General features: G+C 68.3%; 13 protein-coding genes. 6 read left to right on the top strand and 7 right to left on the bottom strand.

What is annotated here, in order from left to right; all coding sequences use genetic code 11:
- Positions 1 to 3: 3 nt before the first annotated feature.
- From EV640_RS03420 to EV640_RS03400, 5 genes are all read right to left on the bottom strand, one after another.
- Complete coding sequence (locus EV640_RS03420; protein WP_036475936.1) at positions 4 to 795, bottom strand: SurA N-terminal domain-containing protein; 792 nt, start codon at positions 793 to 795, stop codon at positions 4 to 6.
- Positions 796 to 891: 96 nt separating this feature from the next.
- A complete protein-coding gene (locus tag EV640_RS03415; RefSeq protein WP_133725820.1) occupies positions 892 to 1,218 on the bottom strand; it encodes a DUF202 domain-containing protein in 327 nt (108 codons plus the stop codon).
- Positions 1,218 to 1,610 (bottom strand): YidH family protein, encoded by a 393-nt coding sequence (locus EV640_RS03410; RefSeq protein ID WP_036475770.1) that lies wholly within the window; start codon positions 1,608 to 1,610, stop codon positions 1,218 to 1,220. The genes EV640_RS03415 and EV640_RS03410 overlap by 1 nt, the downstream gene beginning before the upstream one ends.
- A 91-nt stretch (positions 1,611 to 1,701) precedes the next feature.
- Complete coding sequence (locus EV640_RS03405) at positions 1,702 to 2,889, bottom strand: pirin family protein (protein ID WP_133725819.1); 1,188 nt, start codon at positions 2,887 to 2,889, stop codon at positions 1,702 to 1,704.
- Between the two features lie 129 nt (positions 2,890 to 3,018).
- Positions 3,019 to 3,441 carry an organic hydroperoxide resistance protein gene (locus tag EV640_RS03400; protein WP_036475934.1) on the bottom strand — a complete coding sequence of 141 codons (423 nt, stop codon included), beginning with the start codon at positions 3,439 to 3,441 and terminating at the stop codon, positions 3,019 to 3,021.
- A 119-nt stretch (positions 3,442 to 3,560) separates the two neighbouring features.
- Between EV640_RS03400 and EV640_RS03395 the strand changes: the two genes are divergently transcribed.
- From EV640_RS03395 to EV640_RS03375, 5 genes are all read left to right on the top strand, one after another.
- Positions 3,561 to 4,895 (top strand): galactokinase, encoded by a 1,335-nt coding sequence (locus EV640_RS03395; RefSeq protein WP_166645864.1) that lies wholly within the window; start codon positions 3,561 to 3,563, stop codon positions 4,893 to 4,895.
- Between the two features lie 19 nt (positions 4,896 to 4,914).
- A complete protein-coding gene (locus EV640_RS03390) occupies positions 4,915 to 5,574 on the top strand; it encodes a pyroglutamyl-peptidase I (protein WP_133725817.1) in 660 nt (219 codons plus the stop codon).
- Positions 5,575 to 5,698: 124 nt separating this feature from the next.
- Positions 5,699 to 5,881, top strand: coding sequence for a hypothetical protein (locus EV640_RS03385; RefSeq protein WP_036475763.1), 183 nt, complete (start codon positions 5,699 to 5,701; stop codon positions 5,879 to 5,881).
- Between the two features lie 379 nt (positions 5,882 to 6,260).
- Positions 6,261 to 6,605: a hypothetical protein gene (locus EV640_RS03380; RefSeq protein ID WP_133725816.1), complete on the top strand. Its 345-nt coding sequence runs from the start codon at positions 6,261 to 6,263 to the stop codon at positions 6,603 to 6,605.
- A gap of 66 nt (positions 6,606 to 6,671) precedes the next feature.
- A complete protein-coding gene (locus tag EV640_RS03375; protein ID WP_133725815.1) occupies positions 6,672 to 7,664 on the top strand; it encodes an SDR family oxidoreductase in 993 nt (330 codons plus the stop codon).
- A 40-nt stretch (positions 7,665 to 7,704) separates the two neighbouring features.
- On the opposite strand, the gene dnaB is transcribed toward EV640_RS03375, so the two are convergent.
- Complete coding sequence (dnaB, locus tag EV640_RS03370) at positions 7,705 to 9,066, bottom strand: replicative DNA helicase (protein ID WP_036475756.1); 1,362 nt, start codon at positions 9,064 to 9,066, stop codon at positions 7,705 to 7,707.
- Complete coding sequence (locus EV640_RS03365) at positions 9,063 to 10,628, bottom strand: peptide synthetase (RefSeq protein ID WP_133725814.1); 1,566 nt, start codon at positions 10,626 to 10,628, stop codon at positions 9,063 to 9,065. The genes dnaB and EV640_RS03365 overlap by 4 nt, the downstream gene beginning before the upstream one ends.
- An 84-nt stretch (positions 10,629 to 10,712) precedes the next feature.
- On the opposite strand from EV640_RS03365, the gene EV640_RS03360 reads away from it, so the two are divergent.
- The gene (locus EV640_RS03360) at positions 10,713 to 11,495 is read left to right on the top strand and encodes an alpha/beta fold hydrolase (protein ID WP_243832216.1); all 783 of its coding nucleotides are present in this window, start codon (positions 10,713 to 10,715) and stop codon (positions 11,493 to 11,495) included.
- Positions 11,496 to 12,139 lie beyond the last annotated feature (644 nt).

The raw sequence follows: 12,139 nt of genomic DNA, 5'->3' as shown, positions 1-12,139 counted from the left end.
AGATCACAGGTGGGTCTGGATCTCTGCGTCGGAGCGGAGATCCTCGACATGGTCCAGCGCGGCCTCGTTGCGGGCCTGGTCCACGGCCTGCGATTCAAGGTCCTCACGAGCTTCCTCGAAGGACGGCATCTCGGCGGCGTCTTCACCCTCCGCACCTTCGGCGCCCCCGGCTTCCTCCTGGGCGGCGACGGCCTCATCGTAGACCTCACGAAGCTCCTCCTCAGAGGGCTCGGGGACCTCCAGCTGTGCCAGCACCTGATTGATCAGGACCTGGTTCTCCGCGTCCTGGGTGAGCTGCTCCCCGTCCATGCCCTGCTCTTCATAGGCCTCGATGAACTCCTCCGAGGATCCCATTCCCGCGGTCTCCGCGGCGTCGGCGATCAGCGCATCGATCTCCTCCTGGGAGGCCTCATAGCCCTCTTCCTGGGCATCCTGGAGCAGCAGCTCGTTGCCGATCATCGATTCCAGGGTCTGATCTTTGAGCTGATCCTGGTCGGGCTCCTCGCCGGTCATCTGGGACTGCATCGCCATCTGCTGGAACTGAGACTCATAGAGCACGGTGAAGTCCTCGCCGCTGATCTCTTCCTCGTTGACCTCCGCGACGACCTCCGGAATGTCTGAGGTGTCCGCCTCGGGCAGCTCGGGCTGTTCGCCCTCGGCGCCTTCCTCCGGGCTCGCCGCGCCGGCTTCGGCACCTTGCTCCTGGGCGCCCGCGTCCTCGTTCTCGGCGGCGGGGGCGTCACTGCATGCCGCCAGGGCCAGCACGCCGGCCAGGGCGAAACCTGTGGTCATCATCTTCATCGACAAGGCAAGGACCTCCTCATTGGTAGTCGAGCGCGAAACGTAGCACGCCCAGCCCAACACCGGGACCAGCCTGCATTCAGCTCGAGTTCAGGACAGCACCGCGAGGATGCCCAGCAGGCCGAGCACCACGGTGGCCACGGTCGTGGTCAGCACGGCGGGCACATCGGCCTCCACCTGCTCAGCCGCGATGCCACGAGACTGCCGCGTGTACCGCCGCCGCTGGGTGGCGTAGATCGCACCGGCGACGACGGCGCAGCTCAGCGCCAGCCCCACGGTCCAGAAGCCATAGTGCGGCAGCCAACGCAGGAAGACCGCCCCCACCAGCGCGAAGAGCATCATGGTCCGACCCCAGGAGAGCACCGTGCGTTCGGGCTGCAGACCCGGATCCGCATGCAGCGGGGCCGCCGGGGACATCAGTCCAGCACCACCAGCGCGATGACCACAGCCATGGCGACACCCGAGGCGAAGCTCAGCACCGGGATGATCAGCGGCATCGGCAGCGGATGTCCCAGGCGCATGCTGCGCTCCACGTTGAGCCAGCGCATGCCCGCGCCCACGCTGATCAGCAGTCCCACGCTGATCGTCAGCACCGAGACCACGGTGCGGTAGGGATCGGCGAACACCTCGGCGGCGAAGGCTTCCACGGCGACTCCACCGGCGAGGAACGCCAGCGCGGTGCGGATCCAGGCCAGGAAGGTGCGCTCATTGGCGAGGGTGAAGCGTGGGTCAGGCTCCTGCCCGTGAGCCAGCAGGCGAGAGCTCAGCCGTCCGCGCTGCGGGTCCGCGCGCAATGGGTCTTCGCTCACTGAGCCTCCTGCTCGCCGGTGCTGGTGCCGCTCACCGTGTGAGCGAGGCCAAGTCTTTCACAGCAGTCGCTCCCCAGCGGGGCTGCCGGGTTCAGCCGCGGGGCTTCATCCGGGTGTTGGGCAGCTCCGGGGCCGGCAGTGGAGCGGCCTGTCCGGGCGGGAAGTCGCCGAACTGCGGGAACGACCGTCCGTCGTCGTAGCGGGCCTCGGCCAGCACATCGCGCAGCCGTCCGTGCACCGGGCTGCCCAGCGCCCCTGCGGGGACCGGGACCTGATGCTCCGAGCCGTCGGCCCGGGCCGCTCGCTCGGTAGAGCCGTCCTCGGCGGCCCCGGCCTGCATGTGCAGCGGAGAGTCCTGCGCCGGAGGTTCGAAGCCCATCTCTGCCTGGTAGGCGTGGCGGAACGCCACGATCTCCTCGTGACTGCGTCCCACGAAGTTCCACCACATCACGATCTGTTCGCCCAGGGGCTCGCCGCCGATGAGCAGCGCGAGCACCGGCTCCTTCAGCGCCTCCACGCGCAGCATGGTGGTCCCGGTCTCGGTCACCGCCAGATGATCCTCTTCCACCAGGGCGCCGTTGAGCCGCACCGCGCCAGAGATCCGCAGCAGTCCGTGCTCATGGGCGGCGGGGACCTCGATCTCGAGCACCGTGCCCGGCTCGAGGCGCAGCTGCGCCCCGGTCAGCGGAAGATAGGTCTTCACCGGCGAACGCTGACCCAGCAGCTCTCCCAGGAAGACCCGGGCCTCCCAGCCGGGACCCTGCACCGGATCCGGGCGGGCGGTCTCCAAGGAGGGCTCCACGAAGCGGTGTGCCTCGGGGAAGGCGTACCAGAGCTGGGCGCCGTGCAGCACGGTGGTGTCGGCGGAGGAGTACTCGGAGTGGCTGATCCCGCTGCCGGCGTTCATCACCGCCACCTCCCCGGGGCGCACGGTGGCCCAGTTTCCTGCGGAGTCCATATGATCGATCCGGCCCTCGAAGAGCCAGGAGACGGTGGCCAGTCCGGTGTGCGGGTGCCGGGGCACCCGCATCGGAGTGGCCCGCGTCAGGTCATCGGGCCCGTAGAAGTCCAGGAAGCACCAGGCGCCGACGAGCGATCGGGCGCGCTGCGGGAGGGTCCGGCGCACGGTCATCGCCCGCGGTCCGCCCAGCGGCACCGTTCGCGGCTCGAGCAGCTCCACCCCGTCCTCGGCGCGGGTGACGCCATCGCGCAGACCCTCGAAGGTGTAGGGCCCGTTGATGCAGACCTGCTCCTGCGGTTCGGTCTCGGTGCTGCTCATCGACGTCTCCTCTGCTGCGGGCGGCCAGCTTCAACCTTGAGTATTTCAAAGTTGAATGAATAAGCCCAGGGTGTCCGCTCCGGGCGCAGGGAGCGCGTCGGCGACCGGGGCTCAGCCGGAGACCGGGGCTCAGTCGTCGGAGACGGTGACCGTGACCTCGATATTGCCGCGGGTGGCCTTGGAGTAGGGGCAGAACGCGTGGGCCTTCTCGGCGAGCGCCTCGGCCTGGGCCTGATCGACGTGAGGGATGACCACCTCGATGACCACGGCGAGCCCGAAGCCGCCGTCCTCGTCCTTGCCGATGCTCACCTTCGCCCCGACCGAGGAGTCGCTCACATCGGCCCCCTCCCCGGAGGCGATCTTGCGCAGTGCCCCGTGGAGGCAGGCGGCGTAGCCGGCTGCGAAGAGCTGTTCCGGATTGGCTCCCTCACCCGAGCCGCCCATCGGCGCCGGGGTGCTCAGATTCAGGTCGATCATGCCGTCTGAGGTGCGGGTGCGCCCGTTGCGTCCATCGCCGGTGGCCAGTGCTTCTGCGGTGTACACAGTCTCGATCGCCATGGAGGGATCCTCTCGATAGTCCTGCGGGGTCCTCGGCCGCCGCGGCGATTCCGCAGCAGTGCCGGTCATCCCCATAAAACACCACACCGCCGTGAGTGGCACAATGGAACATCGTGCGAACTACCGATGCCGTCTGGATTGCCCCTGGCGAACCACAAGAGATCCAATCTGACCTGGTCAGCCGCTTCCAACAGGAGTATGGCCGGGCAGCTTCGGGCACCTGGTTCGCCCCGGGCAGAGCCAATCTCAACGGCGAGCACATCGATTTCCACGCCGGTCGCTGCCTCCCGATGGCCCTGTCACACGGGACCTATGTGGCCGCAGCCCCGCGCACTGATGGCAGGCTTCGCCTGCGCACCCTCGACGCCTCGCTCGACGACGGGGTCACCACCGTGAACCCGGACCAGATCGGACCAGAGGCAACGCCGGAAGAGGCCCATTGGAGCCATTACGTCTCCGGGGTCCTCTGGGCGCTGCGCGAACTGGGCAGGTCCCAGCCGACGTTCGCGGTGGACGAGGGCTTCGGCGCCGACCTGCTGGTGGTCTCCACGCTGCCCATCGGCGGGGGCCTGTCCTCCTCGGCCGCGCTTGAATGCGCTTCGATCCTCGCGTTCCTCGCCCTGGGCACCCCGTTCGGCCAGGACAATCCGCTCCAGGATCTCAACGCCGCGCTGACCCGGGAGAACCGCCGAGATCTCGCCGCCGCCTGCGTGCGCGCCGAGGTCGAGGTCGTCGGCGCCGGCACCGGGGGCCTGGATCAGACCGCGGCGATGCGCGCCCGGCCGGGCAAGGTGCTCTCCTTGGACTGCCGGGACTTCAGCGTCACCCCCTTGGACATCGGCTGCATCCTTCGCGGCTACCGGCTGATCGCCGTGGACACCGGGGAGGCGCATCGGCTGGCCGACGGCCAGTTCGGGGACCGTCGAGCAGACGCCGAGGCCGCCGCCCGCCTGCTGGGCTTCGACCGGCTGCGCGACGCGCTGCCCGAGCGCCCGCGCAAGGCCGACGTCTCCCATGTGCTGGAGGAGTTTGATCGGCTCGCAGAACAGCTGGAGACGCTCCAGGGGCGCAGCATCGACGCCTGCCGGCGGCGGCTGCGGCACGCCCTGACCGAGATGGTGCGCTCCGAGAAGCTGCATCATCTGCTCTCCGGGGAGGCCTACGGCGTGCGCCACATCGCCTCCACGGTGGGTGGCATCCTCACCGCCGGGCACATGAGCATGCGCGACGACGCCGAGGTCTCCTTCGACGTCGCCGACCTCGTGGTGGAGACCGCGCTGGCCCAGGGCGCCGAGGGGGCCCGACTCATCGGGGGTGGCTTCGGCGGATCGGTGCTGGTTCTGATCACCCCCGCGGCGATCCCCAAGCTCACCGTGGCCCTGGAACGCATCAGCCGCGGCATCCGCCTGCTCGACGTCGCGCCCTCCTCCGCCGCACAGGCGCTGTGACCACGTAGCCGGCCGCGCCATGAACCCTTCACCGACCGTGCTGCTGACCGGCTTCGAGCCCTTCGCGGGGATGGACCACAACCCCTCCTGGGACGTGGTCACCGACCTGGCCGCCGCAGCCGCCCGCACCGCGCTGCACGCCCAGCAGGTCCATGGCGAGATCGTGGTGCGCACCGCGCTGCTGCCGGTGGAGTTCCATGCCAGCGCCGAGCTTGTGCTCGAACAGATTGCCGACACGGCCCCAGATCTGGTGATCGCGGTGGGCCTGGCGGCCGGCATCGATGCGGTGCGCCTGGAGCGGGTGGGCCTGAATCTGCGCGATGCCCGGATCCCCGATAATGCCGGGCACCAGCCCACCGAGGAACCCGTGGTCCCGGGAGGCCCTCCTGCGATGTTCTCCACCCTGCGGCTGAAGGCAGCCCATGCCGCGATCAGCGCCGCAGGAATTCCCGTGGCGCTCTCGCTCAGCGCCGGAAGCTTCGTGTGCAACAACCTGCTCTATGCGCTGCTGCACGCGGGCCCGCCCTCGATGCCGGCCGGATTCGTCCACGTCCCGGAGCTGTCCGGGGCAGGATCGCCGGTGAGCCGCGCGCAGGCGGTGCGTGCGGTGGACCTGCTCCTGACCGAATCGCTGCACCAGGGACCCGATCTGAAGGTGCCCGCAGGCCTCCTGCACTGAGCCGCCCCAGCACCCGGCCAAGGTTGACCTCGTGCCCAGCTCATTTTCAGAGATCCTGCTTAGAATCCAGGTCAGAACGTTTTGCCCATCCACCAGGCACGACTCTGCCAAGCGAGGTGCACGAATGTCATCTCTTCCCGCACACTCCTCCCGCCAGGAGCTGGATCCCCCGGCCCCGGAACCCTCCGACCATCAGGTGCCGGGGCTCGGCCGCGCCAACTCCGACGTCACCGTCGCGGTCACCCTGGGCGTCGGCATCGGGGTGATCGTCTTTCTCCTGGTCCTGCCCTACCTCGGCGGGATCTGACCTCTCAGCCGGGCAACCCCACCCCCAAGGACTGGACAGCCCCGACCCGGTTCCACCGCGCCGCTTCGATCGGTGTCCTGGTCACGTCCGAGTCCCGGTACGCTGACACGCTGTGAGCACCAGCAAGAAGTCCACCGCGAAGCGGCCCGCCGGACGGTCCTCGACCCCGCCGCGGAAGCGGAGCACGACGGCCGCGCGCCGACCCGCCGGCACCGGAACGACCGGGAAGGCCCGGCCAGTCGAGAAGACTCGACCTGCTGGTAGGGCCCGGTCCGCTGAAAAAGCCCGGAATGCTGGGAAGACCCAGTCAACCGGCAAGGCCCAGCCGACGGGCAAGTCCCGTTCAACGGCCAAGGCCGGGTCGAACGGGAGAGCCCTGATGAGGTCCGCGCCGGAACGGCGACCCAGCGCCCTGCGGCGCTTCGCCAGAGACTGGGGCCGATATCTCTGGGCGGTGATCGTCACCGTGGTCATCGCCGCGCTGCTCTTCGAGTTCACCATGATCTGGACCATCGGGGTGGGCTTCTACATGTTGGCCCTGGGTGAGTTCACCGGGCTCTGGATGCTGGTGGGCGGATACGCCATGGCCTGCACCCCCGCGGCCTTCGGGCTGCTCATCGCCACCGGCCAGTTCTGGAAGTCCCTGACCCACTCGCTCTGGATCGGGCTGCTCTACGGCATCCTGGGGTTCACGTTCCTCGACGTCATCCTCGGCACCCTCTGAACCCACATCCCCAGCCCGCGCCGTGGGACCCTGAAGATCACCGATCATCTCTCCGGGAGGCACCTCATGTCTGCACGGTCCGCACCTGGCCCGGCATCCCCCGCGAGCGCACCGCTGACCCCCACCGGACTCTCCGGGCGGATCGCCCTGGTCACCGGGGCCACCCGCGGAGCGGGCCGCGCGATCGCCCGCGAGCTCGCGGCTTCCGGGGCCGTGGTGTACTGCACCGGGCGCTCCACGGCCCAGGCTCCCTCTGACTACGGCCGAACCGAGACCGTCGAAGAGACCGCTCAGCTGATCCGCGCCGCCGGGGGCACCGCGCATCCGGTGATCGTGGACCACCTCCAGGTCGAGGAGGTCCGGGCGCTGATCCAGCGGATCGACACCGAGCAGGGCCGGCTGGACATCTTGATCAATGACATCGGCGGAGAGGCCTATGTGGAGTTCGGCAAGACGCTGTGGGATTCCGACCTCGCAGCCGGAAGGAAGCTCTTCGACACCGGATTCTCCACGCATCTGAACACCAGCCACGCCGCACTTCCGCTGCTCATCCGCAGCTCCGGGGGCCTGGTGGTGGAGGTGACCGACGGGACCCGCGGCTATAACGCGTCTCACTTCCGCGAGAACGTCTTCCACGACCTGACCAAGACGGCGGTGGACCGACTGGCCTTCGCCCAGGGCCATGAGCTGGCCCCTCACGGCGGGACCGCCGTCTCGGTCTCCCCCGGCTGGCTGCGTTCAGAGATGATGCTCGACGGCTTCGGGGTGACCGAACAGACCTGGCGCACCGCTGCCGAGGCCAACCGCGGAAAGACCGAGGTGGTCCCGCCCTACGAGTTCGTCATCTCCGAGACCCCGGCGATGCTTGCGCGCGGGATCACCGCGCTCGCGGCGGATCCGCAGCGGACGGCATGGAACACCCTCTCGATGAGCTCCTTCGAGCTGGCTCAGCACTACGGCCTCACCGACGTCGATGGATCCCGGCCCGATGCGTGGCGCTTCATCACGGATCTGGAGACCACCGACGCCGCGACGCTGGAGGCCTCGGACTACCGGTGAGCCTGGGTCCCCCGCCCGGCAGAGCACACCACGGACCCGGCTAGAAGTCGCGGGCCATGTCCTGAAAGCGGGCGTAGTGGCCCTGGAACGCCACGGTGATGTCGCGGGTGGGACCGTTACGGTTCTTCGCGACGATGATGTCGGCCTCCCCGGCGCGCTCGGTCTCCTTGTCATAGACCTCGGGCCGGTGCAGCAGCATGACCATGTCCGCGTCCTGCTCGATCGAACCGGATTCACGCAGGTCCGAGACCTGCGGCTTCTTGTCCGGGCGAGACTCGGAGCCACGGTTGAGCTGGGAGAGCGCGATGATCGGGACGTCGAGCTCCTTGGCCAGCAGCTTCAAGGTACGGGAGAACTCGCTGACCTCCTGCTGACGGGACTCCACCCGCTTGCCCGAGGAGAGCAGCTGCAGGTAGTCCAGCACCACGAGCTTGAGGTTATGACGCTGCTTGAGCCGGCGGCACTTCGCCCGAATCTCCATCAGCGACATGTTCGGGGAGTCGTCGATGAACAGCGGCACATCGTTGAGCCGGTCCACCGCCTCGGACATCTTCTCCCAGTCCTCATCACGGATATTGCCCTTGCGCAGGTCGGAGAACAGGATCCGGGACTCTGCGGAGAGCAGACGCATGGCGATCTCGTTGCGACCCATCTCCAGGGAGAAGAAGGCGGCGGTCATCTTGTTGTTCACCGCGGCGGCGCGGGCGAAGTCCAGCGCCAGGGTGGACTTACCCATGGCGGGGCGGGCGGCGATGATGATCATCTGTCCGCCGTGGAAGCCGTGGGTCAGGTCATCGAGTTCGCGGAACCCGGTGGGAATGCCGGTGAGTCCGCCGTCGTGGGCGGAGTTGGTCTCGATCTCATCGATCGTTGGGCCCAGGATCTCGGAGAGCGCGACATAGTCTTCGCTCTGCCGGTTCTCGGCCACGTTGTAGATCTCGGACTGCGCCTGGTTGACGATGCCCTCGACCTCGCCGTCGGCGGTGTGTCCGAGCTGCACGATCTTGGTCCCGGCGTCGACCAGGCGGCGCAGGATCGCTCGCTCGCGCACGATCTCGGCGTAGAACCCGGCATTCGCGGCGGTGGGCACCGACTGGGCCAGGTTGTGCAGGTAGGCCGGGCCGCCGATGCGCTGCAGCTCGCCGCGCTTGGTCAGGTGATCCGAGATGGTGACCACGTCGGCGGGCTCGCCACGCCCGTAGAGGTCGATGATCGCGTCGTAGATCAGCTCATGCGCGGGCCGGTAGAAGTCTGAGCCGCGCAGCACCTCCACGACATCGGCTATGGCATCCTTGGAGAGCATCATGCCGCCGAGCACGGACTGCTCCGCCACCATGTCCTGCGGGGGCGTGCGGGAGTCCACCCCTGCGGGCGATCCGGTGTCGTAGAGCTCGGTAGTCACCCCTCCACGATACTCGGTGCACGCAGTCCTTCGACCACTGCCTCCAGCCAGGTGTGCATCGTCTCTCGGGCCTGGGGAGTATCGGGATAGCGGCAGCGCAGGTGCAGTCCGGTCTCGTTGACCACGAACCAGATCATCACCCCGTCGGTCTGGACCACGGCAGAGATGTGCTGGGCGTTGAGCGCCTCGTCCACGTTGACCGGGAGCCTGCGGTGATCGAGCCAGCTCATCGCGAACATCCCCGGCTCAGCGGGCATCCCGCCGTAGGGGCGCATGATCGGGGCCAACGGATGCGAGCCCAGCCGGATCGCCTCCTTCACCGCCTGGTAGCTGCCGCGCAGGCTGTCGTCGTCGTTCTCCAGCACCGCGTTGGTGATGAACCAGCCCACCGAGTCGAACCAGCGCGGCTCGTCTCGGCTGTGCACCGGGAAGACCGTGCGCAGCGGCTGGTCACCCAGTTCGCGGAAGAGCCGGGTCATCACCGAGACGGCGACGGCGATCAGTCGGACCCCCTCCGCCTTGGCGTGAGCCTCCAGCTTGTTCAGCTCTGCGGAGTCCAGCACGTCGCGGACCTCGACCTTCTCACTGACCGGCAGTGAGATATCACCCAGCGGCAGCGGGAAGGTCGGCATCACCCCGCCTCCTGCCTCCAGGATCTCCCGCCAGCGGGTGACGACCGCCTCGGGTGGAAACGGCTTGGCCTCCATCGCCCTGGTATGGGCCGCGAAGGACTCCGGCGCCGGAAGCCCATGGGCTGCGGGATGACCGGCGCGCAGGTTGTTCAGCACCGCGTTGAAGTCTCGGACCAGCACCAGCAGGGACCAGGCGTCCACGTGGGAGTGGTCGGAGCCGATGACGATCTGCGGCGACCCCGCGGTCTCGCGCACCGCAGCGGATTCACCGTCGTCGATCACGCAGAGCCGATGCGAGGGCATGCCGAAGGGGTCACAGACGGTGTCGAAATGGGCGCGCAGGGCGGCCTTGACCTCGGCCGCGTTGAGCTGCTCCCTCGGCGCTGCCAGGTGCGCAGTCTGCAGCCCCGCCCGCGAGCCTGTGCTGAATCCTATGGGAGCCCGGGGCGACTCGGGGTCCGAGAGCTGCTCCCAGGTGCCGGGCAGCATCGCGACCTCCTGCAGCAGCAGGTCGCTGATCGGTCCGCCGGAGTCTCCCCCTGGACCGGAATTGGCGTGATGTGTGTCACTGCGGCGCGGAAGATGCTCGGGTCGCCACTCGAAGACCGTGCGCAGCGTGCCGTGGCGCTGGATCACCACCTGCCAGACGGCGGCGATCTCGTCCAGCGAGGCGGGCCCGTCGAGCTGGAAAGAAACTGCCATCCACGATCCGGGCCGAGACCCGAAGCTGACATGGCGGTTCTGGTCGAAAGAGACCGGAAGTCCGCCCGGTGGGGCAGCGGCCTGGGCACCGTTCTGCTGAGGCTCGGCACTGAAGCCGGCTCCGACGCCCCGGTCCGGTGCGACGGCGGCGGCGGGCTGGGCCACCACCGAATAGCTGGACAGACGTCCTGGCCTGGCGTGCATCTGCGCCACATTGGTCAACCGCATACGGCGTAGTCTAGGTGGCGTTCACTTCGCTGGCATGCTTCCGGCACAACTTGTTGTTCACCTGAGATGGAGGAGTCGAAGACCGTGGGGCTTTTCCAGACGGCAGGGGCGAAACTCGCCTACGAGGTCGCCGGTGAGGGTCCGACCTTCGTCCAGCTGCACGGACTGACCTCCTGCGCCTCACGCGAGCAGCGCGCCGGGCTGGACATGACGCTCAGCCTCGATGACTGCCGGGTCCTGCGCTACGACGCCCGCGGACACGGCTCCTCCACCGGCCGTGCCGTGCCGGAGGACTACCTGTGGCCCCGGCTCGCCGAGGACCTGCTCGAGCTGCTCGACGAGCTCGCACCCGGAGCGAAGGTCCACGCCGCGGGCCCCTCGATGGGCGCCGCGACCCTGCTCTATGCCGCACTGCGCGATCCCGACCGCTTCGCCACGCTGACCTTGATGGTTCCACCCACGGCCTGGGCGACCCGCGCGGGCCAGGCCGAGACCTACCAGAGGTCCGCCGAGCTGATCGAGGACCACGGGATCGGCGCCTTCGTCCGGGTGGGGCGCCAGGTGCTGCCGCCGCCCGCCCTGGCTGACCGGCCGAAGGAGCGCGTCCCGGCGGTCAGCCAAGAGCTGCTGCCCTCGATCTTCCGCGGGGCCGGAGTCAGCGATCTTCCCAGTGCGGAGAAGATCCGCGAGCTCGAGGTGCCCACACTGATCCTTGCCTGGGTGGATGACTATGCCCACCCGGTCTCCACCGCCGAGAAGCTGCACCAGCTGATCCCGAACTCACGGCTGCAGATCGCAGAGACACCCGAGGAGCTGGACACCTGGCCGCGCCGGGTGGCGCGCTTCATCGCTGCACACCCCTGCTGAGCGCCCCCAGACGGGGGTGCGCTGAGGGGGCGGAGATCGGATCGCCGGAAGACCCAGCAGGATCACGGGCAGTGAGCGCGTGATCCCCTTCCCTTGGCCGGTCTCCCGGCGACCCGATGTGCCCCAGATCCCGCCGCTGGGCCTCCCACGCTGTGTGTGCGCGGGGACGCGGTGAGCAGGATCTCCTCTGTTTCTCCGAGGCCTCAGACACGTCGACCACGGGCCAGCCTGAAAACATGCCTGCCGGCCCCGTGTCTCCGCTCCCGCCGCAGACTGCGGCGCCGCGTGAATGCGCGCTGGGCGGGGCCCAGCCAATATTCACGTCCGAGGGACTTTCCACACTTTAGGTCCCGAGCCCAGCAGGGGCAATAGGACGAAATGCCCCTGCCTGTGGAGTAAATGTGGACTACGCGGCGTGTCTTGTGCACAACATGTGCAGCAAGCTGTGGATAACATCCCAGTAACACCCCCATTACGCTGCTGACAAGGAGTTTTATGCCGACGCGCCTGTGCACCGCCCATGACGGATACCAGTTTTTCCATCATTGCGTCGTGTTGCCGTAACCCCCTCGTTAGGTGTATGCACCCTTCGACCCCTGGTTTTCCACAAGTTGTCCACACCCTGGTGAGAACCTGTCCGGCGG

Source organism: Nesterenkonia aurantiaca (genome assembly GCF_004364585.1).
Taxonomy (GTDB): Bacteria; Actinomycetota; Actinomycetes; order Actinomycetales; family Micrococcaceae; genus Nesterenkonia; species Nesterenkonia aurantiaca.
Note: the sequence above shows the minus strand (reverse complement) of the source record. Positions and strands in the feature narration are given on the sequence as shown.